The following is a 25,133-nucleotide window of genomic DNA, read 5'->3' on the forward strand; positions in this document are numbered from 1 at the left end:
GCCCGCCCGCTCTCAGCCCTGTTTGGCACCGTTTCCGCCGGTATTGTGCGTTCGTCTGGTTCCGATGACTCCGCCATCGGTTTGCGTGCGATTTCCCGCATGTTCCGGGCAGAGCGCCGACAATATCAACGGCAGTCGCGTGACGAGCCAACGAACTCGGCTGGGCTCGCGCTTGTTTAGCTGGCGCCGCGCGCCCCTTTCGAACGTGGCGTTGCCAGGCAAGCTGGGATTCCCATGGAAATTGATCGCTATAGCTGATTGAGTATAACGCTAGCCCCGACTGCTGGCGGCGCGTGCACCCTTCCAGCGTCACCGTAGAGGCAATGTGCCGCGTTCCTTGCCGGAAAGAGAGATCGAAATGAGGTTTCAGCGCACCGGACTTGCCTTCGCCCTGCTTGCACTCGCGATGACGCTCGCCCTGCCGGCCCGTGCCGAGCGGATCGTCACCGACCAGCTCGGACGGCAGGTCAAAATTCCCGACGCCGTCTCTCGCGCTGTCGTGCTCCAGCACCAGGCGCTGAACATCATCGTGCAACTTGATGCCACCGATGAGGTTGTCGGCATCCTGGACGAATGGAAGCGGCAGCTCGGCGCCAACTACGTTCGCCTTGCGCCCCGTCTGGCGGACCTGCCCATGCCGGGCGGCCTGACCAAGGTGAACATCGAGGCGCTGCTCAAGCTGCGGCCGGACGTCGTCTTCGTAACCCATTACGCGCCGCCTGACATGATCAAGCAGATGGAGAACTCCGGCATCGCCGTCATTGGCATCTCGATGATGACGGCCCCTCCCGCAGAGGCCGCAAAGCTCAACCCTGTCGTTGCGGACGAAGAGGCTGCTTACGAGACAGGTTTTCCGGAAGCGATCCGACTGATCGGAGATGTCCTGAACCGCAAGCCGCAGGCTGAGGATCTGATCGCCTATGCGACGCAGAAGCGAAAGGTGGTGCAAGACCGCCTGGCCAATCTCGCAGAGGCGCAGCGCGTGCCGGTGTATATGGCCAATCCCGATCTCGCGACGTATGGCACTGGAAAATACACCGGCCTGCTGATGCGGCGGGCGGGAGCCTCGAATGTCGCGGCGTCCATCAATGGCTTCAAGCAGGTCTCGATGGAGGACGTCCTGAAATGGAATCCTGCAGTGATCTTCGTTCAGGAGCGCTATCCGTCCGTTGTGGACGAAATCAAGCGCGCGCCCGCCTGGCAGTCGATCGCCGCGGTGAAGGCAGGCCGGGTCTACCTGATGCCGGAATATGCCAAGGCCTGGGGCCACCCCATGCCTGAGGCGCTGGCGCTCGGTGAACTCTGGATGGCCAAGACGCTCTATCCCGATCGCTTTGCCGACATCGATCTCCAGGCGGAGGCGGATGCATATTACCGGCGGTTCTATCGGACCGGCTATTCCTCGTTCCACTGAGCTTGGGATGCGCTGGCAGGGCGGTGAACCATTGAGCCTCGCACGGTCGCGTCTCGTCATCGCCTTGCTCGCTGTGGCGCTGGTCATTGTCGCGCTCGCGTCGCTCGGCCTGGGTCGCTACGAGATCCCCCCGCTGAAGGTTCTTCGCATTCTCGCATCGGGACTTGGGCTGCCCGATCCCTCGCTGATCGAGGTGGAACGAAACGTCGTCTTCAATGTCAGGCTGCCTCGCATACTCGTCGCGATCTTCGCGGGTGCGGGGCTGGCGCTGTGCGGGGCGGCGCTGCAGGGCGTGTTTCGCAACCCGCTGGTCGGGCCTCACATCATCGGGGTCAGCTCGGGCGCTGCCTTCGGTGGGACGCTGGCCATCCTGTTCGGCGCCTCGCGCAGCATGCTGCTGCTCGGAGCCTTCGCCTTCGGCATGCTTTCCCTTCTGATGGTCTACGCGCTGCATGCCCTCGTCGCGCGCCGCAACATGCTGGCGCTCGTCCTGGCCGGCGTCATCGTAGGCGGCTTTTTCGGCGCTTTGGTGAGCCTGGTGCAGTATCTTGCCGATACCGAAGAGAAGCTGCCGCGTATCGTCTTCTGGCTGCTGGGCAGTTTCGCAACCGCCGACTATGAAAAGCTCGCCTTGATACTGGGCCCGATCCTGGTAGGCGGCATCCTGCTCCTGCTGCTGCGTTGGCGCATCAACATCCTCTCGCTCGGAGAAGATGACGCCCAGGCGCTCGGCATCTCCGTCGCAGGCACCCGTTGGCTGATCCTGGCCCTGATCAGCCTGATCGTTTCCGCGCAGGTCGCGGTCAGCGGCGTCATCGGCTGGGTCGGGCTGGTGGTGCCCCATCTCGCCCGAATGATGGTAGGGCCCGATCATCGCCAGTTGCTGCCTGCCTCGGCGCTGGCCGGAGCGCTCTACATGCTCCTGATCGACGACGTCGCACGGACCGCCACCGACAGCGAGATTCCGTTGGGCATCCTGACGGCCCTGCTTGGTGCCCCGATCTTCGCGCTGGTCTTCTTTCGAAGCCAGAGGGCAGGCCAGAATGGCTGATGAGATGATCCTGATCCGGGACGCCGGCCACTCCTATGACGGAACCCGCTGGCAGTATCGCGGGCTGAACCTGAACGTCATGCCAGGCGAGATCGTCGCCATTCTGGGGCCCAATGGGCGGGGCAAGTCGACCTTGCTGCGCTCGATCGTCGGGCTCAACCGGCCGAACCAGGGCACGATCCGAACCAATGGCCTCGTCGGGTTCGTACCGCAGGATTTCAGCGCAGCCTTTCCATACAGCGTACTGGATATCGTGCTGATGGGTCGCGCCCGCCATGTCGGCGCTTTTCGCTCGCCAGGCCGACGCGACAGCGAGATCGCCCGCGGCTGCCTCGACGCGCTGGGGCTGACCCAGTTCTCAGACCGCTCGTTCGACTCGCTCTCGGGCGGCGAGCGGCAGCTCGTCCTGATCGCCCGCGCCCTGGCGACCGAAGCACCCATCCTCCTGCTCGACGAGCCAGCCTCCGCGCTCGACCTCAGGAACCAGGATCTGGTCCTGGGTTTCATCCACCAACTTGGCCGAGCGCAGGGGCTGACCATCCTGTTCACGACGCATCAGCCCAATCACGCGCTGGCAGCGGCGGATCGCGCGCTGCTGATGAACGATGGCGAGCATTATCAGATCGGAGATCTGTCGGAGGTTCTTACCGAGTCCAATCTGGCCGCGCTCTACCACCTGCCGGTCAGCCAGGTGCGGTACGACCATGAGGACGTGGAGCTGACGACGTTCGCGCCGACATTCCGGTCACAGGTCGAACGCGCTCGCAGTCGCAGGAACACCGCATGACCGATACCGGCAAGAGCGACCGTCCGATCCGGTTTCATGCCGCGGGCAGCCTACGTTCGGCCGTGCAGCAGATCCTTTTGACCCTCCCGGCTGGGTACAACTCGCAGGTGGAAGCGACATTTGGCCCGGCCGGCCTTCTGCGCCAGCAGATCGAGGACGGCGAGCCATCCGACGTCTTCGCCTCCGCCAACATGCGCCATCCGGAACGCCTGCATAGGCTCGGCCTTTTTGAGGCACCGACATGCTTTGCGAGAAACCGCATCTGCGCGATCGCGCGTACGGATCTGGGCCTCACGACGACGAACCTGCTGGAAGCGCTATTGGATGATCACGTTCGCATCGGCACGTCGACCCCAGGCGCCGACCCTTCGGGCGACTATGCGCTCGAGGTCTTCGACAAAATAAATGGACTCAGGCCCGGCGCCGGAGCCGTTCTGGGTACAAAGGCGCGCCATCTTGTCGGTGGCCCTCAGCCCTTGGCACTCCCGCCCGGTCGCTTCCCGGCCGAATGGCTGATCGAGACCGGGCAGGCTGACGTGTTCCTCGGATATTGGTCGAGCGCACTTCCGCTACGCGACGATGCTCGGCTCAGCATCGTGGACCTGCCCGCCGAATGCATGGTTACGGCGGACTATGGCATCGCCGTTTCGGTCACCGCCTCGAGTGCTGCACGGCAACTGGTGAAATTCATGTTCTCGGATTCTGCTCAGCAGATCCTCGAACATCAGGGCTTTCAGAGGGTCTCGCTTGATATGCGGACCAGTGCCGATCCGTCCCAGAAGGCCTGACCCACATGTCCGCTTTCGGGCAGTAGCTGAATGTCCGCTTTCTGGCAGAGCGCCAGCGTCAGCTTCTTGGCGCCGCACCCGCGTGTGAAGATCATTCGACTCAGACCGATCGGTGTGGCTCGAGACGCTCCCAATATGGCGGTTCGCCGAAAGCCTGGCGAAGGCAGTCGGCAAGGGCGCGCAACTTGGCAGACGGCCGGCGCCCCTCTGGGTGTGCGAGATAGATAAATTCGGCCTCCGGCTGCACACCGACATCGACGACGCCCAGGCGTCCGCCACCGATTTCGGCGCCGGCGACGAAGAGCGGCAGAAGTGCGATGCCAAGACCTGCCAATGCCGCATCTCGCATCATATCCCCGTTGTTGACACGCAGCGCTGAGCGAGCCCGGATGCTGAGGGCTCCCTGCTGGGCGCTGAACCGCCAATCTGCAGCGCCGCGGTTCGTGTAGAAGATGCCGGCGTGGCCATCGAGTTCGGCCAGCGAAGCCGGGCTGCCATGACGCGCCAGATACTCCGGCGCGGCGACGAGGACGCGCCGACTCCGCGCGAGCGTCCAGGCGACGAGCCGCGAATCCGCGATCGGCCCATGGCGCAACACCGCGTCGTAGCTGTCGGCACCCGCCTCGACGCGACGGTCATCGAGATCGAGCGTCAGTTCGATCTCGGGATGCCGAGCGAGGAAGGGATAGATGGCCGGTCCCAGATGCATTCGTCCAAAGGTGACAGGCGCGGAGATCCGCAAGGGGCCAGCAAGTGCTCCGCGGCGCTCGGCCATGTCGGCCGTCGCCTCCTCGACCTCGCGGGTGATCCTCGTGGCGCGTTCGAGAAAGGCCGTTCCGTCCTCGGTGAGCGTCAGCCGGCGAGCACTACGATGCAGAAGCGTCGCTCCGAGGTTGCGCTCCAGCTCGGCCAAGCGATCGCTGATCACCGATTTCGACAGACGTTGCCGCCGAGCGGCCTCGCTCAGAGAGCCTGCCTCAGCGATCGCGACGAAGGTCGCGATGCCGTCCAGCTTTAACATCGTTCGCTTTTCCCGGACATGAATTTCGCTTGCGTGACGCTAATCCGAACACGGAGCGAATGCTACGTTGCGTCATGCCAACGGGGCTGACAGCGACGGTCGCATCGACCGCCCTCCCGGTAGGCGGGAGAACCGTCATGTTGAAAGTTGCCGCTATGCTTGGAGCGCTCGCCTTCGCCGCTCCCGCCACAGCCCAGGTCCCTGATTTCCCGAGTTCGTTCAAGGCGCAGGAGATCGCGACCAACGGTGCAACCATGCATGTGCGTGTCGGCGGCCAGGGGCCCGCCGTCGTGCTGCTTCATGGCTATGGAGAAACCGGCGACATGTGGGCGCCAATGGCGGCCGATCTGGCGCGGACTTACACCGTGGTCGTGCCAGACCTCCGTGGACTTGGCCTGTCTTCCAAGCCCCAATCCGGCTTCGACAAGAAGACGCAAGCCGGCGATGTCGCCGGTGTTCTCAACGCGCTCAAGATCGAGCGTGCCGATCTCGTGACGCATGATATCGGCAACATGGTGGGCTTCTCCTTCGCGGCGCAGCATCCGCAGCGTGTCGGCCGCTTCGCGCTGATCGACGCGCCAGTCCCCGGTGTCGGTCCTTGGGAAGAAATCCTGAAGAACCCGCTGCTTTGGCATTTCCGCTTCGGTGGTCCGGACATGGAGCGGCTCGTGGCGGGTCGCGAGCGCATCTATCTCGACCGCTTCTGGAACGAGTTCTCGGCGACACCCTCTCGCTTCAGCGAAGCCTCGCGCGAGCACTACGCCAGGCTCTACGCTCTTCCGGGAGCGATGCATTCGGGTTTCGCTCAGTTCGCCGCGTTCGACCAGGACGCGATCGACAACCGCGCCTTTCTGGCTGCCGGAGGCAAGCTGACGATGCCCGTGCTGGCGATCGGCGGTGAGAAGTCCTTCGGTACCGCAATGGCAGCCGTAATGAGGGCTGCCGCGACTGACCTGACTGAAGGTGTTGTCCCCGATTCCGGCCACTGGATCATGGAGGAGAACCCTTCGGCTACCGTCGCCATGATCCGCGCCTTCCTCGACAAGGGTCGCTGACCATAGCCGGCATCCTCAGGAAGCCTGTCGGGCCGGCTCGCGCCGGCCCGTCGCATGTTGCCGCGTCCACATCCGGGAAAGACCCCAACTTCCAGTAATGGCGCAACGTTATCGGCCTGATGCTATCTGGCGGGCAAGGCGCATCCGCCGCGGCCGTTTTGGGCCTTGGCGGATGCCGGTTCTTCAGATCCGGCTTTCCCAAGCCTGAAGCTGGTGATCCTTGAGCATGTCCTCGATGACTTTCGGTACGACATTGCGGAACTTGCCGTCGTCGGCCGGGACGATCTCGATCATGCGGTCGATCATCTCCTGCGGGTCCATCTTGCCTTCCGGCGTCGCGAAGAAGTCGTCGAAGCCCTTGCGAAGATCGGCGCGCTTCGTGAAGTTGACCTCGTCGTCGAGCCAGCGGAACGGGTTGTCCGCCATCGTCTCGTTGTAGCCGGTGTAGTAGGCGCCGGGATTGATCGTCTGGATCTTGATGCCATAGGCCGCGAGTTCCTGCTGCAGGGCCTCGGCGATCGATTCCAGCGCATGTTTGGTCGAGACATAGGTCCCCCAATTCGCCGGCGTGAACAGCCCGCCCATCGAGGAGGTGAAGACGACCTTGCCTGCTTTGCCGGCGCGGACCCATTTCTGCACGACGCCTTGCGTCAGGACCAGCGGCAGAAAGACGTTGATCTCGTAGTTGTTGCGGACGAGCTCGATCGGAATTTCCCAGACCGGGCCGGCCTCGCCCATGCCGGCATTGTTCCAGAGGATATCGAAGTCCCACTTCAAGGCCTGCTTGATGTCGTAGGCGTCGGTGAGGTCGAGCCGCTCGACGCGGATCCGATCGGAGAGCCCGAGTGCTGCAACTTCTTCTCGCAGCGGCGTCACCTGCGACGAAACATGCACCGTGGCGATGATGTTGTGGCCGTTCCTGGCCATGCCGATGGCGGCGCCCTTGCCGAAGCCCGAGCCCGCGCCGGTGATGAGGATGGTCTTGGTCATGACGTGTTCCTTTGTCTGATGGGGTGGGTTGAGGTGTTTGGAGTTGTCGATGGATCAGACGCCGAGCGCCTGCGCGGCGGCCTGGGCAATGGCTCGGTCTTGAGGGACGGCCCCGCCGGAGACACCGACGGCGCCAATCAGCAGGCCATCCGGACCAAACAGCGGAATGCCGCCGGCGAAGGTCATCAGCCCGCCATTGCTGAGCTCGAGGCCCGGTGCCGGCGCGCCCGGCTTGCAGTAGTCCCAGACTGCCTCGCTGGCGGCCTCGAAGAGGACGGAGGTGCGCGCCTTGCCGGTCGCGATGTCGATCGAGCCCAGGACGGCGCCATCCATCCGGCTGAACGCCTTGAGATGGGCGCCCGCATCGAGAACCGCGATATTGACGGCGATGCCGATAGCGTTGGCCTGGGCTTCGCCGGTCGCGATGATCCGGCGCGCCTGCTCTAGGGTGATCATGGGCTCTCTCCCGTGAGCGGCCGGCAGCTCAGGCTGCGGCGCTGGTTGCAGGAAAGTCGGTGCTGACGGCGACCTCGCGCCAGGCAGCAAGCTCACCGGCCACGAAAGCGTTCTTGGCCTCGATCGCCGCGACCGTGTCACTGCCATAGGGCATGCGCAGCGGTGCATCCGGGTTGCCGCCAAGTTCGACCAAGGCGGCGGCCAGTCTGGCGGGGTCGCCGGGCTGCTGGTGGCTGAGCTTGGTGGCATGCTCGCGCACCATCCCCGCCGTTCCGGTGTAATCGGCGATCTGGCCGTCGCTGATGCTCAGCGAACGGGCGTCGAGGAAGTCGGTGCGGAAATAGCCCGGCTCGACGATGGTTGCCTTGATGCCGAGTGGCGCGAGTTCCGCGGCCAGTGCTTCGGTCAGGCCTTCGACCGCGAACTTGGTCGAGCAATAGACACCGAAGCCCGCGCCGCTCTGGTAGCCGCCGATCGAGGAGATGTTGAGGATATGGCCGCTGCGGGCGCGGCGCATATGGGGCAGCACCGCCCTGACGACGTTGAGCACGCCGAAGACGTTCGTGCGGTACAGCGCCTCGATCTCGCTCGCGGTTGCCTCTTCGACGGCTCCGAGCAAGCCGAAGCCGGCATTGTTGAGCAACACGTCGATCTTGCCGAAGCGGCGTATCGCTTCCTTCGTCGCAGCGTAGGCCTGCGCCTCGTCGGTGACGTCAAGCGACACCGCCAGCAGGTTGGGATGCTTGCCGAGAGCCGCCGTCACGCTGCGCGGGTCCCGCGCGGTGGCAACGACAGCGTCGCCCTTTTCCAGTGCAAGCTTCGCAACGAGCGCCCCGATGCCACGCGAAGCGCCGGTGATGAACCAGGTTTGCATGATGTTGTCTCCTTCCAATCGCTCGGCCGATGCCGATGAGAGGAAGGTAGCCAGGGCGTTCAGATGAGAGTATCCACGCAGTGATCAACGACTTGATGAGTTTATCTCAGCAATGGATCAAGGCGCGCTCTCGCTGTTTATGGCCGTGGCACGACATCTGAGCTTCCGTCGCGCCGCCGCCGAAATCGGCTGCACGCCTTCGGCGGTCAGCCATGGCCTGCGCGCGCTGGAGGAGCGGCTTCAGGTAAGGCTGGTCAATCGGACCACGCGCAGCGTCGCGCTGACCGAGGCCGGGCAACGGCTCTACGGGCGTATCGGACCGGCCTTCCGCGACATTACGGATGCGCTCGACGATCTCAACAACTACCGCGACCAGCCGATCGGGAATCTGCGCCTGAACGCGGCCCATCTCGCGACCGAGATCCTGCTGCTACCCTATGTTACGCGCTTCCTCGAACGCCATCCGACGGTGACGATCGAAATCGTCTCCGACAATGCGCTGATCGACATGGTCTCGGAGGGCTTCGACGCTGGCCTGCGCTTCGGCGAGACGGTCGCCCAGGACATGATCGCCGTACCGATCGGTCCGCGTCAGCGTTCGGCTGTGGTCGCGACACCGGATGTCTTCGCGCGTCACGGTATGCCGGCTGCGCCCGAGCAATTGCGCGACCTGCCTTGCCTGCGGCTGCGTTTCGGCAGCGGCCGGTTCTATGACTGGGAATTCGAGCGCGGCGGGATCGAGTTCAAGGTCGCGGTGCAGGGCCCGCTCGTCCTGAGCGACCAGGGCCATCTCCTGCAAGCCGCGCTGGCGGGCTCAGGCATCGCCTATCTGTTCGAGAGCCAGGTCGAGCAGCATATCGCCGAAGGTCGGCTCGTCCGCGTGCTCGAGGAATGGTGTCCCTACTATCCGGGCTTCCACCTCTATTACCCCAGCCGTCGCCAGATGCCCGCGACGCTGCGGGCTTTTATCGACTTTGTTCGAGGCGAGCGCGTCCTATCGTAGTGCGCATTCGCAGTCGCCGCTCCCGCGCTTTCGACACTGGCGGATGAAATCGTGACGCTGGCTCGGGCATGGGCTGCCAGAGCCAGCGATCGTGCTCATCCTTCCGCGCGCAGCTCGGGCGCTTTGGCGCCCCTCACCGAAGCGATGATCGTCCAGCCGACGATTGTGACCGTGATCGCGGCGAGGACGGCCGCGATCGGCCGGTCGACGAGGCCGATCAGCCGTCCGTCGGACTTGATCATCGAGTTGATGAAATACTCCTCGAGCAGCGGCCCGAGCACGACGCCGAGGATGACCGGCGCAACCGGGAAGTCGTTCTCCTCCAGCACGAAGGCGAGCACCCCAAAGGCCAGCATCAGCCCGACATCGAAGAGCGAGTTGTTGATCGCGTAGGAGCCGACGATGGCGAAGAGCAGGATGATCGGCATCAGCACCTTGCGCGGTACGGTCAGTACGCGGGTCGCGACCTTGATGATCGCCCAGCCGAGCGGAAGCATCACGAGGTTGGCGATGACGAAGACCAGGAACAGCGCGTAGACGTTCTCCGGATTGTTGACGAAGATCGTCGGCCCCGGCGCCATGTTCTTCATCATCAGCACGCCGATGGCGATGGCAGTGATCGAGTCGCCGGGGATGCCGAAGACCAGCGCCGGAATCCAGGCGCCGGCGAGCGAGGAGTTGTTGGAGGCGCCGGCCTCGATCAGCCCTTCCGGATGGCCCGTGCCGAACTTCTCCGGCTCCTTCGAAAGGCGCTTGCTCATGGCGTAGGACATCCAGGCCGCCATGTCGGCACCACTGCCAGGCTGGATGCCGATCACGGTGCCAAGCGCGCTGCCCCGCAGGAGCTGCCAGGGGTATTGCTTCGTCAGCCGCCACATGTTGGCGAAGATCGGTCCGATCTTGCGGACGACGACCTGAGGGGCGCCGCCGCCGCTGATCATGTGCCGCATCACCTCCGAGCAGGCGAACATGCCGACCATCATCGGGATCAGGGAGACGCCGCCGAGCATCTCGGTCGAGTCGAAGGTGAAGCGCGGTTGGCCGGCCGGATTGTTCATGCCGACCATGGCGATCAGCAGGCCGATCAGCAGGGCGATGCAGGCCTTGAGTGGTGTCGACGAGCCGATGAAGACGGCGCCGCCGAGGCCGAGCATCACGATCCAGAAGAACTCGACCGAGCCGAAGCCGAGCGCGAAATCGGCAATGGCCGGCGAAGCAACCATCATCACCGCCGTGCCGAAGAGGCCGCCGATCACGGAGAACCACAGGCCGATGCCGAGGGCGAGTTCGGGCTTGCCCTTCAGCGTCATCTGGTAGGAATCGTCGACATAGGCGGCCGAGGCCGGAGTGCCGGGGATGCGCAGGAGACAGCCCGGGATATCGCCGGAGAAGATCGCCATGGTGCTGGTGGTCACGATGGCGGCAATGGCCGGAACCGGTGGCATGAAGAAGGTGAGCGGCACCAGCAGCGCGGTCGCCATCGTGGCGGAAAGGCCGGGGATGCAGCCGACGACGAGGCCATAGATCGCGGAGGCGGTAATGACGAAGAGCACATAGGGATCGAGCACCATCCCCAGCGCGGTCACATAGGCATCGAGCATCGCGGCCTCACCAGCGGAAGGGTTCGAGCGGTCCCCAGGGCAGTTGCACGCCGAGGCCGAGATAGAAGAGGGAGTGGATCACGAGCGCCGCGATGCAGGCGAGAGCGAACGCGTGCAGCGGGCGCACGCTACCGGCAAGGAACAGCACTGCGAGGATCAGTGCGGCTGTCAGCAGGAACCCGAGCGGATCGGCGCAGAGGATGTAAAAGACCACGGCGGCCGGCACGAGCAGCAGGCGCAGGAGCGTTCCGCCGTTGCGAGCCCAGTCGGCTAGCGCGAACAGTGGCCCGCGCGGCGTCGCCCGCGCGCCGTTGACGGCAAGAATCGCCGCGCAGAGCCCGAGCAGACCGGAGAGGATCAGCGGGAAGGCCGACGGCCCGAGCGGCTGCTCGGAGGGATTCGGCAAGCTGCGCGCGGCGAAGGCGACTGCGGCCGCCACCGCCAGGAACAGCATTCCCGCGAAGAGATCGTTGAATTTCATGTTTGGCCTGCCGTATGCGAATCTGCGCGCGCGGCGGCCGGGCCACCGCGCGAGCGCGTTGACGAAGCGATTCGGCTACTGGCGGAGGCGCAGACCGAGAGCGCCCATGATCTCGCCATTCTGCTTGTGCTGCTTCGACAGGAATTCGCCGAAGGCGGGCCCCTTCTCGAAGGCGTAGCCGAAGCCGCGTTCTGCGAGGAAGCTCTTGTAGGCTTCGGAGTTCGCGACCTTGTCGGTCACCTCGACGAGGCGTGCGGCAACATCGGCGGGGATACCTGCAGGCGCCGCCAGACCGCGCCAAGTGCCGCCCTCATACTCCTTGCCGATCGCCTCCTTGACCGTCGGCACGGCAGGAAAGGTGGAGATCTTGTCCTTCGACATCACCGCCAGCGCCTTGACGCGGCCGGCATCGAACATCGGCTTGCCCTCGGGGAGCGAGGACGGGACGATCTGTACGCCGCCTGATGCGAGCTCCTGGAAGCCCGGCGCCGCGCCCTGGCTGGGCACTACGGTGACGCTCTTGGGATTGATGCCTTCGAGCTGCAGCAGCCCGGCGAAGGCGAGGTGATAGGCGGCGCCGGCCGCCATGCCCGAGAGCTTGTAGTGGCCGACCGGCTGCTTGCGGATGTCGTCGAGGGCCGCACGCAGGTTTGCCCAGGGGCTGTTGGCGGCCACGTTGAAGGCGGCGGAATCGAAGTTGACCAGCGCGATCGGCGTCAGCTTCTCAAAAGTGAAGGGGGCAGTGTTGGACCAGTAATAGGTCGTCACCTCCGCGGTCGCGAGGCCGATCGTGTAGCCGTCGGGCTTTGCGTTGACGATCTCGGTATGGCCGACCACGCCGCCGCCGCCGGTGCGGTTCACGACGTTGACGGGCTTGCCGAGTTCCTTTTCGAGCCCGGCCGCGAGGATGCGCGCGACCGCGTCGGTGCCGCCGCCGGCCGCCCAGGGCACGACCAGCGTGATCGGTCGCTCGGGCCAGGCGGCGGAGGCAGAGAAGGCGGTCGCCGCAAAGCTCGCGGCCAGCATCAACGTCTTCAGTTTCATGGCGTTTCTCCCGGTTTGGCGATCTTCTTTTCAGTTTTGAGCACGGAGGTGCTTGTGCCGGACAGCAGGTGGCCCTGCGTGTAGCCGAGCACCTGTTCCATGGCCTGTCGCGCCGATGCGGCATCTCGTGCCGCGATCGCCCGGGCAACCGCGGCGTGGTTCGGCAGATTGCCCGCGAAGACACCGACGGCAATGTCGAAGACGGCGCTCAGGATGGCGTCGATCGCGCCGCGGAAACTGCGCAGAACCGGATTGTGGGTCGCGTCGAGAATGGCGAGGTGGAACTGCTTGTCCGCGGCGATCGCGGCCTGCGGATCCTTTTGGCCGGCCTCCATCGCCATCAGCGCCGCCGCGATCCGTGCGTGGTCTTCCGCAGTCGCGCGATGGGCTGCGAGTGCGGCGGCGGCCGGCTCGATGATGGCGCGCGCCTCTTCCAGCGCGATCAGCAAGTCGCGGTCGAGGCCATCGCCGGTACGCATCCAGCTGAGGACGTCGCGATCGAGCAGCGTCCAGTCATGGACCGGGCGCACATGTGTGCCGTGGCGTGGCCGTACGCTGACGAGTCCCTTGGCGGCAAGCGTCTTCATCGCTTCGCGCACGACGCTGCGGCTGGCGCCGTAGCGCGTTTCCAGTTCGTGCTCCGGCGGCAGCACAGAGCCCGGCATGATCTCGCCGCGCACGATCGCCGCGCCAAGCGCCGAGACCATCGTGCCGATCTTTCCGGGCTTCGCCCTGCGCATGCGCCGCTCCTGCACCGCCGGAATCCATCCGGCGGGGCGGAAGCTGCCACGGTCCGCAAACCTGCGCAAGCATTGATATGATGTTTAACATATGATCTTTGGACGTCTGACTGAACGACCCGCAACGCGGCGGGCATCGGAGGGAGGAAACCAGATGGGCTTCAGGCCGCCATTCACGGGCATTCACGCCATCGCCTACGCGTTGTTCGACGCTCAGGAGCGAATCGACCGCGAGGCGATGCGCCGTCAGGTCGAGATCTGCTTGCGGCTCGGCGTGCACGGGATGGCCGCGCTGGGCCTCGCGACCGAGGTTTCCAAGCTCACCGTCGGCGAGCGGCGCAGCATCATGGAATGGGTCGCCGAGGACACGGCCGGCCGCGTGCCGCTCGCCTTCACCATCTTCGGCTCCTCGGTCTCGGAGCAGGTCGAGCAGGTCAAGGCGGCCGAGACAGCCGGGGCGGATTGGGTGATCCTGCAGCCGCCGATGGTCGGCAGCTTCGGCGCGCCCGAGTACATCCGTTTCTTCGGGCGCGTTGCCGAGGCGACCGGGCTGCCCGTCGCGATCCAGAATGCGCCGGCGTACATGGGGCGCGGTCTCTCGGCGGAGGACATTCGCGAGCTCGTCGCGCAGCATCCCAATATCTGCCTGATCAAGGGCGAGGGTTCGGTCGTCGAGATCCGGCAGCTGATCGAGACCACGGGCGGCCGGCTGCCGATCATGAACGGCCGCGGTGGACTCGAGCTGATCGACAACTTCCGTGCAGGCTGCGCCGGAATGATCCTGGCGCCTGACACGATCGACTACGCCCTTGCCGCGCATGCGCTCTTTGTCGCGGGCGACGAGGCTGGAGCCGAGGATGCCTATCGCGAGATGGTGGCGACGACCGTCTTCATCATGCAGTCGCTCGAAAGCCTGATCTGCTACGGCAAGCGCGTCTTCGGCCTGCGTGCCGGCATCGATATCCATGATCGCGGCCCGGCGTTGCGCCCGACCGCCTTCGGTCTCGAACTCGTCCAGCGTCATGCCGAGCGGCTGGGCGCCTACGCTTTCCCCCGTTGAATGACCATGTCCAAGGAGACAATCATGACGAACATTGCCGCCTCGCCGGAGGAGCCGCTGTTCCAGCGTATCCGCGACGAACTCTACAGCGCCGTCCTCGGCGACGTGATGGACGCCATCGGCCTGACGCGCCAGTTCCTGCCGCCGGAGATCCGTTCTCAGGTTCCGGGCGCTGTGATCGCAGGCCGGGCGATGACGGTCCAGGAGGCCGACTGTGCCGTCGATGTCGCAAGTCAGAGCGGAGCCCAGCCTTTCGGCCTCATGTTCGAAGCGCTCGACAGTCTGAAGCCCGGTGAGATCTATATCTGCACGGGCTCGTCACCGACATACGCACTCTGGGGCGGGCTCATGAGCACCCGCGCACGCAGGCTCGGCGCCGCCGGTGCGGTCCTCGATGGCTACCATCGCGATACGCGCGAGATCCTGCAGCTGGGCTTCCCGGTGTTCTCTGCCGGCAGCTACGCGCAGGATCAGCGCGTGCGCGGCCGGGTGATCGACTTTCGTTGCGACATCCAGTTCCGCAATGGCTGCCGGGTCAGCGCCGGCGATCTCGTGGTCGGCGACATCGACGGCGTCGTCATCGTGCCAGCGGCACGCGAGCGTGAGGTGCTGGAAGCCGCTTTTGCCAAGGTCAGCGGCGAGAACAGTGTCCGCGACATGATCCTTGATGGGCAGTCGACCGTCGATATCTTTGCCAAGACCGGGATCATGTGAGGTCGTTCCGTCGGCGGATGCTCGCTTCGAGTACACCCTTAAACGCGTGCGAACCGCGTCCGGGCGAGCGTGGGCTAGGACGGCCTCCCAGCCCATCGGCCACACGTCATGCCGCCGAGGCAGCACCCATCGGACGCCCGCCGCTCCGCCGAACGAACTCAGCGTCAAATGACCTTACGAGCCGAACGAAACTTTCTAGCGAAAGCGCCCTTTGCCTTGTTCCGCTCTCGCGGGGAACTTGATGAGGTTGCCCTTTGAACCGAGTGACTTCCTGAAACGATTCTGGCTGACAAAAAGGCGGAAATCGACAGCAGGCAGTGCCGGGCTGAAATAGTAACCTTGGGCCACATGCGCGCCCTCATCGATCATGAACTGCAAATCCGCGATCTCTTCCACGCCTTCCACGACGGTCGCGAAGCCGAGCGAGCGCGCAAGCGACAGGACCGTCCTGACAATGGCCTGTTGCTCGGGAGTGGTCGCGACATGGCTGACGAGAGAGCGGTCGATCTTCAGCGTGTCGACACGCAGGCGCGCAAGCGACGACAGGTTCGAATACCCCGTACCGAAATCGTCGATCGCAAAGCGGATTCCGGAGGCGCGCAACTGACGCAGCTGTTGTTCGACGAGCTGAGAGGAGCGCATCGCGACGGTTTCGGTGATCTCCAGCTCGAGCAGCGATGGCGCCAGCCTGGCGGCGCCGAGCAGGGCCTCGACGGAGGAGGCGAATGACGGATCCTCCAGCTGCAGGACGGAAACGTTCACCGCGATCCTGATCGGCATTCCCGCGGCCTCGAGTTCCCGCGCTTCGTTGATGGCTCGCGTCAGGACGAAGAGACCGAGCTCCCGGATCAGTCCTGCATCCTCGGCAATGCCGATGAACCGGGCAGGGGAAACCTCGCCTCGTGTCGGGTGCGTCCAGCGGGCCAATGCTTCGCCAGCCTCGACGCTGCCGTCCGCGAGTGAGATCATCGGCTGGTAGAACACGTCGAGCGTGCCGTCGCGCAGGGCTACGCGCAGATCCTGCTCGAGCGCCAGACGTTCTTGCATGGCGACCGCCGTCTGAACGGTGAAGAAGGCCGCGGAGCCCCGCCCCTGCCGTTTCGCTTCGTACATGGCCATGTCGGCCTTGATCAGCAGATCGTCGTAGCTGTTGCCGGCCGGGCCGGCCATCGCGATGCCGATGCTCGCCCCGACCGTGACATGGGCGCTGCCGATGACGTACATCTCACCGAGCCGACGGATCAGTGCCTCGGCGCATGCGCGCACGGCATCAGCGCCGATCTCGGCCCGGACGATCACGAGGAACTCGTCACCACCGAGACGCCCGCCCCAGTACTGATCGATCGCGCCGCTGCGCCGGTACAGCGCCAGGAACTCGTCGAGGCGGCATGCGACCTGCCGGAGCAGCAGATCGCCCATCTTGTGCCCAAAACTGTCGTTGATCGACTTGAAGCGATCGAGATCGACGAAAAGGAAGGCAAGGCCCGATGCGTCCGAGGCAAGGGCGGCGCTGCCGTCGATACGCATCTTCTCCCGGTTGGAAAGCCCCGTCACCTGATCGACAAAGGCGAGCTGCCTGATGCGTCCCAGGCTTTCGCGCAGGTTGGAGATCATGACCTCGAAGGCGCGGCCAAGGCTGCGAACCTCGCCGATACCGGTCGCGCTGAAGGGCTTGTCGAGGTCACCTCGCGAGACGGAGGTCGCAGCCGCAGCCAGTTGCGGCAAGCCGCGGGTGACACGCCGAACACCGAGCAGGACCATTCCGACGAGCACGCCGAGGGATGCCGCGGCGAGGATCAGGAACCAGCGAAACAGGCTGTAGGCCTGTCGCTGGCTGATCTGCAGCATCTCCCGCTGGGTTTCCTCGACCTCCGCAGCATCGACATGGGTACAGATAGTCAGGTCCAGGAAGGTCGTGACACAGCGCGCGACCCGATGGCCGCGTTCGTCGGAGAGCAGATCGTCGCCGGACTGCGCTGCCGCCGAGCTGAGCTGAAAGCCGGTCGCTCCCCCGGCCGTGACGATGTGGGCGCCGTCGAACACGACGACGCCAGCCTCGACGATCTTCGAGAAGGTCTCGAAGGTGCTCTCGGATGGAGCCAGTGTTCGCAGCCCGACCAGGGTTCCGGCGACATCGCCGAAGTCGTCGAAGACGGGCTCGATGGAAACATGACCGATCGTCCGGTCCTGCGGCACTCCAAGCGCCTGCCTCATCCCCTCGGCCAAGCGGTATGTGGCATAGTGGGCCTTGCGATCGCTCCGCCGGTTGTCGTTGGAGACCGCAGCGACGGCCTCCCTCAGACCCAGCTCCTCCAGGGCCTCGGCAGCGGCGAGCAGGTCAATCGTCCGACTCGCGCCCGTCACCGCTCCGTTCGCGCTGGCGACCAGCAAGACATCGAGCTCTCCAGTGACGCTCGCGGGAGCCAGGATCGCCTCGATTGCGACGTTGTTCGACGAGACGATCGCCTTCACGATATCGAGGCGCTGGGAAAGATAGCGCGTCTGGCGGTTGCCCTCGGTGAACAGAATGCTCAGGCGCGCCTCTGCGAGCCGGGCGTCCGCATCGAGGCGCTTCGCGACCTGTTGCCGTGACAGCTGGGCCAGAACGTTGCTTTGTTCGGTGGCGTCCTGCCGCAGGCGAGCCCACGACACCACCCCGATCAGCGTGAAGGTGAGCGCGCCCGTGAGGAGGACGATCCAGGCGAGGTGAACGCCGATATGGGTTTTCGCGATCTTCTCGCGCCATGCCGAGCGGAAGCGGCGGACGCGACGCAATGCCGGCAGCAGACGCGTCCGCATCGCTGCCGTCGCCTGCGACCGAGTGGGTGCGCTGGGCTTGTCGGCGCTGAACCCGTCGTCTGGCACGAACCGCTCTCTAATGAACGCAACAGCTCGTTCCTTAGATAGCAAGGCTGAAGTCCACGTAAATTAATTACGCAAATAATTGGGAAATAATGACCGCTTCGAAGAGCAGGATTAATTTACGAAGCCGTGCCAGAACAGCTGGAATCCACCAACAAGCGAGTTCCGCCAATGCGTTGCCTGGCTTTTGCTGCTGTCGTTGGCTTCATGGCTGCTTGCCAGCCTGTCATCGCGAATGAACTTGTCATCGTCGGCACGGGTGACGGCGTCGAGATGCTGCAGGCCGTGGCGGAGAAATTTCAGGGCGTCGACCCGACCGTCGTGGTCAAGGTCCCGCCGAGCATCGGATCCGGCGGGGGCATTACCGCAGTCGGTTCCGGAACCGCCAAGCTGGCACGTGTCGCACGCGTACTGACCGACGCCGAGCGGGCGCGTGGTTTGGTCTATGAGCCGGTGGCGCGGGTGCCCAGCGCGATCTACGTCAATCCGGCGGCCGCTGTCACGCGGCTGACGTCCGAGCAGCTTGCGGCGATCTATGCCGGCACCATCGTCAACTGGAAGGAGGTCGGCGGGGCCGACCAGCGCATCCGCGTTGTCAGGCGCGAGGAGGCCGACAGCACGCTGGTCGTTCTGCGCGCGACAATGCCCGGCTGGAAGGATCTCCAGATCACCGAACGTTCGAAAATGGCCATCTCGACGCAGGAATCCGTCGAAGCGGTTCGCCTGACCGAGGGCGCGATCGGTTTCGGTCCGTTCAGCCGGGTTCTGGACATCGGAACCAAGGTGCTGCTGATCGACGGGCTGCATCCGTCGGATCGTCGTTATCCCAGCAGCGTCGAATTCGCTTATGTCTACAAGCAGGGCGATCTGACGCCGGAGGCGGCAAAGTTCATCGCTTTCACCAAGAGCGCCGATATGACGTCGTTGATCCGCAACTTCGGCGCGGTCCCGGCGCAAGACTGATCGGGTCGCTTCGTCAGGACGAAGCCGATGGCGATGACGGCTCGGCGGAGCCCCCGCGGAAGAAGAGCCCGAAGACCTTGTCCTTGAATGACTGCCTCGTCGGAGACGCGACGAACGCATCGGCATGACAGGTCGCCCCGGCTTCTCGACAAAGCTGCTCGACCGCGGCCACCATCTCCGGCGAGCCGGCGACATGAACGACATCGCTGTCGCGCAGACCGGGCAGGTGATCAGTCGGTCGGCCGGCCCGGACACCCTCGGCCACCTGGCCGCTTGCCGTCGCCACCACATGGCCGACGCCGGTCCCCGCCAGCCAGGCAAGCGCATCGCGCATGTAGAGGTTTCGGGGATCGCGAGCGCCGGCGACCACGACCATTTCACGCCTCGGCTCGCGGTATCGCGATGCCCTGGCGATCGCCCAGATCGGTGCCCAGCCTGTGCCTGCCGCGACAAGGACGATCCGCCCCTCCCCCGGACGGTGAAACGCACTCCCGAAAGGGCCATGGATCGAAACCTTGTGGCCGACGGCGATGCGGTTACCGAGCTGAGCGGATACGACGCCAGTCTCGATGCGGCGAATTTGCAGGATCAGCTCGTCGCTATTGGCCGTGCCGTCGCTCCGCAAGGTCGGGCTGTAGTCGCGTGCGGGAGAGCCGGCGAACATGCATTTGACGTATTGGCCGGGCAGATAGGTGAAATCGCGCGCCAGCGACACGGTCACTTCGAGGACGTCGGGCGAGAGCGGCTGGATCGCACTCACGCGACCGGCGATCTTGGTCGGCACCGGAACGGCATCGAATTCAATGATGGCATTGCCGGAAACCCGGGCCTGGCAGGCCAACACAGTATCGCCGCGTTGCGTCCCCATCGCATCGATTTCGCCATCATAGACCCGCACCCGACAGGTCTCGCACTGCCCGGTGCTGCAGTCGTGCGGGATGGCGATGCCAGCGCCGAGGACGGCTTCCAGCAGCACCTCGCCCCGCGTGACGCGAATCGGCTTGCCATTGACGACGAGGGGCACCTGCGAAGTCATGCAGCAAGAGCTTCCTTCCGCTGCGCCTGGCGCCTTGCCCGAAATCGATCGAGCTGGACCAAACACGATGCTCGATCCAGCGTCGCAACTCCTCGTTTCCGCATTCCCGCCCCCGAATGCCGCATTTTACGTCCCGCTCTTGCGCTAGCGCAGTTGAACGCTGACCGGCCGTTGGTGCCGGGTATGGCGGGTCTGCGAATGATCGAAAACGGAAACCCACATGTAGATCGGTGCGCCCGGTTCGAAATCGAGATCGTAACGGCTTCCCGTCTTGAGAGCCCGCGACGCTTCGAGTGTCCAGTACCCATCCTTCCAGCGCGCGGCGGCCCGGATATCGGCCCTGTCTCCCTCGTAGTTCCCCATGATGAGCACGCCGGGCATCACTGTTCCCACTGGAATGAGCCGATCCGCCTCATCGCTGTAGGGCGCGCTGGCCGCCTCCGTCAGCCACCAGGTCGTGCCTTCCTCATGGCTCGCGTCCGGGGCCTTCTCGTCGAAGCGCCCGAGCTGCGCCATCGTGGCGGCGGCATCGAGCGGAAGACGCCGCGGCTTGACGGGGCCGGCATATCCTCCCGGGCCCTCGAAGCCGAAATTGTAGCTGTAGAAGGCCCTTCCGGGGTCATTCCAGTAGCCGCCCTGATAGCGGGCGCGCTGCGAGGCTTCATCTGCAGTCGCGTCGCGTGGGGGGCCGATATACTGATCGTCCATGTAGCCGAGCAGGCCGCCGCGCGAGGCCTTCCACTGCCACATGTCGATGATCGATCCGTCGGTCGTGTAGTGCAAGCCGCGCTGATTCAGCGAAGAGGGCCGGTCATCCAGAGGCCTGGGGCCGAAATGGGTCGCGCCACTGCCTCCCAATGCGTCCGATCGAGAAAAGATGATAGCAAACTTGTCCTCGTAGAAGTCGACGACGTCGGCCATGCCGGCACGCTGGCCGACCACATGCCATCCGTCCTGCCGCTTGATCATGGGCAGGCGCGCCAGCGACCGCGTGGGATCGCTCCAGCGGAAGGCGAAGTGGATCTTGCTGCCGTCATGGACGGCCCTGATGTCGACGGTCGATTCACCCGAGCCACCGAAATTGGACCCCTGTTGCGTCCTGACCCGGATCGGCTTCGCCTCGCGCCAGAGAGCTTCATCAAGCACCCCGTCAAGAACGGGACTCGCCTGAGATTTGCCCACCGAGAGCGTATCGCGAAAGGTGAGGTCGATGCCGGCGACAGCGACCGCCGCGGGCAGCGCGACAATGCTCGCGATGAGCAGAGGCCGCTTGCTGCGCTGGGCCAGCGTGGGAACCAACGCGGCCGGCCGGAAGATCCGCAGGAGCTGACGCCACCCGCCATAGCCGAAATGGGCGACGATATGCACGAGCGTGTAGATCAGCATGCCGATCGCGGCACCGAGATGGACCGAGACCACCCAGCCCCCGAACCCCAGATAGAGCAGCACGCCCGTGGCCGTCAGCGTCACCACCAGACCGTACAGAAGCCAGTGAAGCAGGACATTGATGGCGAGCCAGCGCGTCTTCCAGGACGGCAGCCGGATTGCCGTAATCCGGCGCAGCGCAATGCGTCCGGCGAGCCCGCTCAGCCCCATATAGACCAGGTACCCCGTGGCCGCGCCGAACAGCGTCAGACCAGCGAGGATATGGACGGTCCAGATCTCGCCCTGAGGCAGTATCGGCGCCAACCATCGCGAGAACTGCGCGTCGAGCGCGTCAGCGGAAATGCGCAGGCCTGTCGCCAGACTGACGGTCGCCGCGATGGCAGCGATCCAGTGCAATGTCAGCGTGCCGACATCGCTCGAGGGCAGCACGGCCCGCGGTGGGGCCTTGGTACCGGGAATGGAGCTCTCGGCCGGAGAGCCATGTGCCTCAGGCGCCCGGTTGGGGTTGCGGGTCAAGGGCTCAGGCGCGTTCGGAAGCTCTGTCATGTTCCGCCTTGAAGCTGTGCCTGTGGCGCATAGCGCTGCGCGTGCTCTATGGATAATCAAGCCGAGTCTTGGCTGGCGCACAAGCTCTCAGGCCGCCAAACATGGGCCAAGCCACAGAATATTGCCGTGCAGCGTTCGTTAGGTTTGCACTCTTCTTAGCCGATATTCGCGTTGATACTGGCTACCAACATATTCCGACTACACGGCCCCGAGCATCCGCAACGACAAAGACGGCCTGTGTCTCGCTATGACGCGTCGGGGAACACCGGCGAGCAACAAAGCCCCGGTCAAGAACGCGACAGCGCGCGCGAACGAACCCAGAGCCTGTCCGGAACTCGACAGCTCGCTCTGACTCGTAACCTCAGCACGGGTCATGGCAGATTGCTCCACCAGAAAGGAGCGGACGTGAATCTGCGCCAACTCAAATACTTCGTCCGCGTCGTCGAGACCGCCAACATGACGCGTGCGGCCGATGAGCTCAGGATTGCCCAGCCCGCGCTCGGCATGCAGATCAAGCAATTGGAGGAAGGCCTCGGCATCGCCCTCCTGACCCGCCATTCCCGCGGTGTTTCACCGACCACCGCCGGCGAGAAGCTGTTCGAGCGAGCCGTGCAGATCCTCGATCTCGTCGAGCTGGCTCGGCGCGAAGTCAGCGAGGACGCACGTGAAGCCGTCCGTCTCGGCCTGACGCCGAGCCTGATGCAGATCATCGGGCCGGAGTTGCTGCTGGCGGTCTCCGAGCGTGCGCCACAGCTCGCCCTCAGCCTGTCCGAGGAGATGAGCCATCTCCTGGTGGACAGCCTGCAGCGAGGCGATCTCGACATGATCCTTGCCTATGACGTCGCCGACCTATCCGGCTTCTGGAAGCGAGCGCTCTATCAGGAGGACCTCGTACTGGTGACGGCGGGCGGGTGTGATGACGCTGGCGCGGTCACATTCGCGGATGCGCTGAGCCATCCGCTGATCCTGCCGGAAGCGCGGGATGGCGTGCGCTCCCTTGTCGAGAGGACTGCCGCGGAGCACGGCCTTCAAATCGATGTCGGCCATGAGATTCGATCGATCTCCGGCATCAAGTCACTCGTTGCGCGTGGGGCGGGAGCCGGCATCCTGCCCTACGGCACGGTGATGGCGGAAGTCGCCGCCGGAACACTCCTCGCTCGGCCGATCGACTCCCCGGTGCTCAGGCGAACGCTCTTCCTTTCGGGCTCACGGAAGGCTGGCCAGCTCGCGTCGCTCCCCGTCATCCGCGAGGCAGTCGGTTCGGCAATGACGACGCTTTCGGTGGCCATGCGGGGACTGGGTCACCCCCTTGCCCTCGCAGAGCCCCCTCAGAACGCTTAGCTCTGAGCTAAGCACTTCGCATTGGATTTGCCTTGAGCAAGGGAAGAACCTCTCCCCGACGAAGCAAGCGCACGCGATTGTCGAGGTGACCCAATGCGGCAAGATTTGGAGGCTTCCGTCGGTGCCGTACCGCTGCGAGGATCGCCGGAACTGGACCTGACCATCGCCGAGGTCGTGGATGCCAGCCGCATCCTGGCGCATGAAGGGATCGTCGATAGCTTTGGGCACGTCTCGGCGCGCCACCCGAATTCTCCCGGCCACTATTTGATGCCGCGAACGCGCGCCGCGGAACTGGTCGGCGCCGAAGACATCCTGATGTTCGATCTGGACGATGCTCTCGTCTCGAAATCCGAAGCGCGGATCTTCGCGGAGCGCAGCATACACGGAGCGATCTACCGCGCCCGGCCCGACGTGCTCGCCGTCTGCCATCACCATGCTCCTCAGATGATGCCTTTCTGCACGAGCGACGCAGAACTCGTCCCGGTCTTTCATCTCGGCGCGACCATGGGCGCGACCGTGCCTCTGTGGGACAGCCAGGACGAATTCGGCGACACGAACCTGATCGTCTCGACGCGGGAGCAAGGCGATTCCCTAGCGCGAGCACTCGGATCCAACTGGACCGTGCTGATGCGGGGCCATGGCACCACGGTGGCGGGGCGTTCCGTCCGTGAAGTGACATTCCGATCGATTTACGGGGCCCGCAACGCCGATGTGCAGCTGAAGGCTGCGCAAATCGGGACGCCGCGGCGATTGACGGCAGCCGAAGCGGTCGCCGCTGCCGAATTCAACCTGGCTCCGTTCGCCATGGACAGAGCCTGGGAGCAATGGACCCGGCGCGTTCGGGCCGACCGGCCGTAAGATTCATCCAAAAAAACAATAGGGAGGTCATCATGTCCGTGTTGCAGTCGCGTCGCGCCTTTCTGGCGCTCGCCAGCGCAAGTCTGGCCCTGCCCGCCCTCGCCCAGAGCGCCGGCGCCTTTCCGACCAAGCCCATCCTGCTCGTCGTTCCCTATCCGGCCGGTGGAGCTGTCGACCTGGCCGCCCGCCTGGTGGCCGAGAAGATGCGCGTGGATTTCGGCCAGGCGGTCGTCGTCGAGAACAGACCCGGAGCCAACGGCATGGTGGGCGCAGTGGCGGTCGCTCGCGCGCAGCCCGACGGGTACACGCTTCTGATGGCCCCCCGCGAGGTCTTCGGCATCAACCCGATCCTGATGCCGCAGCAAGCGCTCGATGGAAAGCGAGACTTCGCCTATGTCGGCATCGCCGCTGAAGGCCCCTATGTGCTGGTCGTCAATCCCGGGCTCGGCGTGAACAGGTTCGCGGAGTTCGCAAATCTCGCCAAGCAACGCGAACTGGCCTATGCGAGCTTCGGCAAGGGCAGCATGGCGCACCTCAACATCGAGGCCCTCGCACGTAAGCTCGGCGTCAGGATGGTTCACGTTCCCTACCGCGGTGCCCCACCAGCCGTCACTGCTGTCGCGACGGGCGAAGTGGCCCTGACGATCGCCACGCCGCCCGCGGCGCTTTCGCTGATGCAGGACGGCAAGATCAAAGCACTGGCAGTGGGTGACCAGCGGCGGCTGCCTCAGTTGAGCGACGTTCCGACCATGGCCGAGCTAGGGGTGACGGAGGATCCTCTGATCCCGAACTTTTTCGGCCTGGCGGCGCCGAACGGAACGCCACCAGCTGTCGTCAAGCGCTTGAACGAGGCGATGGCCAAGGCGATCAGATCGCCGGAAATCGCAACGAAGCTGGAAGCCAGCGGCCTCGTCGCTGCTCCCGGTTCGCCAGCGGCTATGGCCAGCCTCGTCAACGGGGATGTCGAGCGTTTTGGCCGGCTGATCCGTGAACTCGACATCAAAATCGTGGAATGAGCCGCCACGCGTCACAACCTGCGAGAACCGGCCGGGGAAATCGCTG

General features: G+C 64.7%; 23 protein-coding genes. 12 read left to right on the forward strand and 11 right to left on the reverse strand.

Translation table 11 applies throughout. From position 1 onward, the window contains the following. Nucleotides 1-358 precede the first annotated feature (358 nt). From VGN82_RS17735 to VGN82_RS17750, 4 genes are read left to right on the forward strand one after another with little or no spacing between them, the layout of a single operon-like run. Nucleotides 359-1,414 (forward strand): ABC transporter substrate-binding protein, encoded by a 1,056-nt coding sequence (locus VGN82_RS17735; RefSeq protein ID WP_327528360.1) that lies wholly within the window; start codon nt 359-361, stop codon nt 1,412-1,414. A gap of 31 nt (nt 1,415-1,445) precedes the next feature. Further along, complete coding sequence (locus tag VGN82_RS17740) at nt 1,446-2,465, forward strand: FecCD family ABC transporter permease (protein ID WP_327528361.1); 1,020 nt, start codon at nt 1,446-1,448, stop codon at nt 2,463-2,465. Next, a complete protein-coding gene (locus VGN82_RS17745) occupies nt 2,458-3,252 on the forward strand; it encodes an ABC transporter ATP-binding protein (RefSeq protein WP_327528362.1) in 795 nt (264 codons plus the stop codon). The genes VGN82_RS17740 and VGN82_RS17745 overlap by 8 nt, the downstream gene beginning before the upstream one ends. Further along, on the forward strand, nt 3,249-4,040 hold the full coding sequence (locus VGN82_RS17750; RefSeq protein ID WP_327528363.1) for a substrate-binding domain-containing protein: 792 nt from the start codon (nt 3,249-3,251) through the stop codon (nt 4,038-4,040). The genes VGN82_RS17745 and VGN82_RS17750 overlap by 4 nt, the downstream gene beginning before the upstream one ends. Before the next feature lie 100 nt (nt 4,041-4,140). Here the strand turns inward: VGN82_RS17750 and VGN82_RS17755 are convergent, their stop codons facing one another. Then, on the reverse strand, nt 4,141-5,061 hold the full coding sequence (locus VGN82_RS17755; RefSeq protein WP_327528364.1) for a LysR family transcriptional regulator: 921 nt from the start codon (nt 5,059-5,061) through the stop codon (nt 4,141-4,143). Between the two features lie 137 nt (nt 5,062-5,198). Between VGN82_RS17755 and VGN82_RS17760 the strand changes: the two genes are divergently transcribed. Beyond that, nucleotides 5,199-6,116, forward strand: a complete 918-nt coding sequence (locus tag VGN82_RS17760) for an alpha/beta fold hydrolase (protein WP_327528365.1) — start codon at nt 5,199-5,201, stop codon at nt 6,114-6,116. A 183-nt stretch (nt 6,117-6,299) separates the two neighbouring features. On the opposite strand, the gene VGN82_RS17765 is transcribed toward VGN82_RS17760, so the two are convergent. The 3 genes from VGN82_RS17765 to VGN82_RS17775 are packed head-to-tail and all read right to left on the reverse strand — an operon-like array spanning nt 6,300 to nt 8,436. Continuing rightward, nucleotides 6,300-7,106, reverse strand: coding sequence for an SDR family oxidoreductase (locus VGN82_RS17765; protein WP_327528366.1), 807 nt, complete (start codon nt 7,104-7,106; stop codon nt 6,300-6,302). 54 nt (nt 7,107-7,160) lie between these two features. Beyond that, nucleotides 7,161-7,562 carry a GlcG/HbpS family heme-binding protein gene (locus VGN82_RS17770; protein WP_327528367.1) on the reverse strand — a complete coding sequence of 134 codons (402 nt, stop codon included), beginning with the start codon at nt 7,560-7,562 and terminating at the stop codon, nt 7,161-7,163. 28 nt (nt 7,563-7,590) lie between these two features. Then, nucleotides 7,591-8,436, reverse strand: a complete 846-nt coding sequence (locus VGN82_RS17775; RefSeq protein ID WP_327528368.1) for an oxidoreductase — start codon at nt 8,434-8,436, stop codon at nt 7,591-7,593. Nucleotides 8,437-8,548: 112 nt separating this feature from the next. Between VGN82_RS17775 and VGN82_RS17780 the strand changes: the two genes are divergently transcribed. Further along, nucleotides 8,549-9,439, forward strand: a complete 891-nt coding sequence (locus tag VGN82_RS17780) for a LysR family transcriptional regulator (RefSeq protein WP_327528369.1) — start codon at nt 8,549-8,551, stop codon at nt 9,437-9,439. A gap of 95 nt (nt 9,440-9,534) precedes the next feature. On the opposite strand, the gene VGN82_RS17785 is transcribed toward VGN82_RS17780, so the two are convergent. The 4 genes from VGN82_RS17785 to VGN82_RS17800 all read right to left on the reverse strand — a co-directional run bounded on the left by VGN82_RS17785 (nt 9,535) and on the right by VGN82_RS17800 (nt 13,305). Beyond that, a complete protein-coding gene (locus VGN82_RS17785; protein ID WP_327528370.1) occupies nt 9,535-11,040 on the reverse strand; it encodes a tripartite tricarboxylate transporter permease in 1,506 nt (501 codons plus the stop codon). Between the two features lie 7 nt (nt 11,041-11,047). Next, nucleotides 11,048-11,521, reverse strand: coding sequence for a tripartite tricarboxylate transporter TctB family protein (locus VGN82_RS17790; RefSeq protein WP_327528371.1), 474 nt, complete (start codon nt 11,519-11,521; stop codon nt 11,048-11,050). 75 nt (nt 11,522-11,596) lie between these two features. Beyond that, complete coding sequence (locus VGN82_RS17795) at nt 11,597-12,565, reverse strand: tripartite tricarboxylate transporter substrate binding protein (RefSeq protein WP_327528372.1); 969 nt, start codon at nt 12,563-12,565, stop codon at nt 11,597-11,599. Continuing rightward, nucleotides 12,562-13,305 (reverse strand): FadR/GntR family transcriptional regulator, encoded by a 744-nt coding sequence (locus tag VGN82_RS17800; RefSeq protein WP_327528373.1) that lies wholly within the window; start codon nt 13,303-13,305, stop codon nt 12,562-12,564. Before VGN82_RS17800 ends, VGN82_RS17795 begins: the two co-directional genes overlap by 4 nt. 154 nt (nt 13,306-13,459) lie before the next feature. On the opposite strand from VGN82_RS17800, the gene VGN82_RS17805 reads away from it, so the two are divergent. Both VGN82_RS17805 and VGN82_RS17810 read left to right on the forward strand, forming a co-directional pair. Beyond that, nucleotides 13,460-14,365 (forward strand): dihydrodipicolinate synthase family protein, encoded by a 906-nt coding sequence (locus tag VGN82_RS17805; RefSeq protein ID WP_327528374.1) that lies wholly within the window; start codon nt 13,460-13,462, stop codon nt 14,363-14,365. 24 nt (nt 14,366-14,389) lie between these two features. After that, the gene (locus VGN82_RS17810; protein WP_327528375.1) at nt 14,390-15,079 is read left to right on the forward strand and encodes an RraA family protein; all 690 of its coding nucleotides are present in this window, start codon (nt 14,390-14,392) and stop codon (nt 15,077-15,079) included. A 195-nt stretch (nt 15,080-15,274) separates the two neighbouring features. Here the strand turns inward: VGN82_RS17810 and VGN82_RS17815 are convergent, their stop codons facing one another. Then, nucleotides 15,275-17,878: a putative bifunctional diguanylate cyclase/phosphodiesterase gene (locus VGN82_RS17815; protein ID WP_327528376.1), complete on the reverse strand. Its 2,604-nt coding sequence runs from the start codon at nt 17,876-17,878 to the stop codon at nt 15,275-15,277. Nucleotides 17,879-18,148: 270 nt separating this feature from the next. Here VGN82_RS17815 and VGN82_RS17820 point away from each other — a divergent pair, with 270 nt between their 5' ends. Beyond that, the gene (locus VGN82_RS17820; RefSeq protein WP_327528377.1) at nt 18,149-18,904 is read left to right on the forward strand and encodes a PstS family phosphate ABC transporter substrate-binding protein; all 756 of its coding nucleotides are present in this window, start codon (nt 18,149-18,151) and stop codon (nt 18,902-18,904) included. Nucleotides 18,905-18,917: 13 nt separating this feature from the next. Here VGN82_RS17820 and VGN82_RS17825 read toward each other — a convergent pair whose 3' ends face one another. Together VGN82_RS17825 and VGN82_RS17830 are read right to left on the reverse strand one after the other, a co-directional pair. Next, nucleotides 18,918-19,940, reverse strand: a complete 1,023-nt coding sequence (locus VGN82_RS17825; protein WP_327528378.1) for a 2Fe-2S iron-sulfur cluster-binding protein — start codon at nt 19,938-19,940, stop codon at nt 18,918-18,920. A 144-nt stretch (nt 19,941-20,084) separates the two neighbouring features. After that, entirely contained in the window at nt 20,085-21,872 is a 1,788-nt protein-coding gene (locus tag VGN82_RS17830) for an ethylbenzene dehydrogenase-related protein (RefSeq protein WP_327528379.1), read from the reverse strand. 405 nt (nt 21,873-22,277) lie between these two features. On the opposite strand from VGN82_RS17830, the gene VGN82_RS17835 reads away from it, so the two are divergent. The 3 genes from VGN82_RS17835 to VGN82_RS17845 all read left to right on the forward strand — a co-directional run bounded on the left by VGN82_RS17835 (nt 22,278) and on the right by VGN82_RS17845 (nt 25,087). Beyond that, a complete protein-coding gene (locus VGN82_RS17835) occupies nt 22,278-23,213 on the forward strand; it encodes a LysR family transcriptional regulator (RefSeq protein ID WP_327528380.1) in 936 nt (311 codons plus the stop codon). Between the two features lie 174 nt (nt 23,214-23,387). After that, the gene (locus VGN82_RS17840; protein ID WP_327528381.1) at nt 23,388-24,071 is read left to right on the forward strand and encodes a class II aldolase/adducin family protein; all 684 of its coding nucleotides are present in this window, start codon (nt 23,388-23,390) and stop codon (nt 24,069-24,071) included. Beyond that, the gene (locus VGN82_RS17845; RefSeq protein WP_327528382.1) at nt 24,038-25,087 is read left to right on the forward strand and encodes a Bug family tripartite tricarboxylate transporter substrate binding protein; all 1,050 of its coding nucleotides are present in this window, start codon (nt 24,038-24,040) and stop codon (nt 25,085-25,087) included. Before VGN82_RS17840 ends, VGN82_RS17845 begins: the two co-directional genes overlap by 34 nt. The last annotated feature ends 46 nt before the right edge of the window (nt 25,088-25,133 follow it).

This window comes from Allobosea sp. (assembly GCF_035999205.1).
Classification (GTDB): Bacteria; Pseudomonadota; Alphaproteobacteria; order Rhizobiales; family Beijerinckiaceae; genus Allobosea.

What these genes read in the sequence shown, in the direction of transcription:
- VGN82_RS17800 (WP_327528373.1), bottom strand. Translation starts at nt 13,305, where the DNA reads ATGCGCAGGGCGAAGCCCGGAAAGATCGGCACGATGGTCTCGGCGCTT.
- VGN82_RS17780 (WP_327528369.1), top strand. Translation starts at nt 8,549, where the DNA reads ATGGATCAAGGCGCGCTCTCGCTGTTTATGGCCGTGGCACGACATCTG.
- VGN82_RS17750 (WP_327528363.1), top strand. Translation starts at nt 3,249, where the DNA reads ATGACCGATACCGGCAAGAGCGACCGTCCGATCCGGTTTCATGCCGCG.
- VGN82_RS17785 (WP_327528370.1), bottom strand. Translation starts at nt 11,040, where the DNA reads ATGCTCGATGCCTATGTGACCGCGCTGGGGATGGTGCTCGATCCCTAT.
- VGN82_RS17845 (WP_327528382.1), top strand. Translation starts at nt 24,038, where the DNA reads ATGGACCCGGCGCGTTCGGGCCGACCGGCCGTAAGATTCATCCAAAAA.
- VGN82_RS17825 (WP_327528378.1), bottom strand. Translation starts at nt 19,940, where the DNA reads ATGACTTCGCAGGTGCCCCTCGTCGTCAATGGCAAGCCGATTCGCGTC.
- VGN82_RS17790 (WP_327528371.1), bottom strand. Translation starts at nt 11,521, where the DNA reads ATGAAATTCAACGATCTCTTCGCGGGAATGCTGTTCCTGGCGGTGGCG.
- VGN82_RS17830 (WP_327528379.1), bottom strand. Translation starts at nt 21,872, where the DNA reads ATGACAGAGCTTCCGAACGCGCCTGAGCCCTTGACCCGCAACCCCAAC.
- VGN82_RS17745 (WP_327528362.1), top strand. Translation starts at nt 2,458, where the DNA reads ATGGCTGATGAGATGATCCTGATCCGGGACGCCGGCCACTCCTATGAC.
- VGN82_RS17795 (WP_327528372.1), bottom strand. Translation starts at nt 12,565, where the DNA reads ATGAAACTGAAGACGTTGATGCTGGCCGCGAGCTTTGCGGCGACCGCC.
- VGN82_RS17810 (WP_327528375.1), top strand. Translation starts at nt 14,390, where the DNA reads ATGACGAACATTGCCGCCTCGCCGGAGGAGCCGCTGTTCCAGCGTATC.
- VGN82_RS17735 (WP_327528360.1), top strand. Translation starts at nt 359, where the DNA reads ATGAGGTTTCAGCGCACCGGACTTGCCTTCGCCCTGCTTGCACTCGCG.
- VGN82_RS17770 (WP_327528367.1), bottom strand. Translation starts at nt 7,562, where the DNA reads ATGATCACCCTAGAGCAGGCGCGCCGGATCATCGCGACCGGCGAAGCC.
- VGN82_RS17760 (WP_327528365.1), top strand. Translation starts at nt 5,199, where the DNA reads ATGTTGAAAGTTGCCGCTATGCTTGGAGCGCTCGCCTTCGCCGCTCCC.
- VGN82_RS17820 (WP_327528377.1), top strand. Translation starts at nt 18,149, where the DNA reads ATGGCTGCTTGCCAGCCTGTCATCGCGAATGAACTTGTCATCGTCGGC.
- VGN82_RS17755 (WP_327528364.1), bottom strand. Translation starts at nt 5,061, where the DNA reads ATGTTAAAGCTGGACGGCATCGCGACCTTCGTCGCGATCGCTGAGGCA.
- VGN82_RS17775 (WP_327528368.1), bottom strand. Translation starts at nt 8,436, where the DNA reads ATGCAAACCTGGTTCATCACCGGCGCTTCGCGTGGCATCGGGGCGCTC.
- VGN82_RS17815 (WP_327528376.1), bottom strand. Translation starts at nt 17,878, where the DNA reads ATGCGGACGCGTCTGCTGCCGGCATTGCGTCGCGTCCGCCGCTTCCGC.
- VGN82_RS17805 (WP_327528374.1), top strand. Translation starts at nt 13,460, where the DNA reads ATGGGCTTCAGGCCGCCATTCACGGGCATTCACGCCATCGCCTACGCG.
- VGN82_RS17765 (WP_327528366.1), bottom strand. Translation starts at nt 7,106, where the DNA reads ATGACCAAGACCATCCTCATCACCGGCGCGGGCTCGGGCTTCGGCAAG.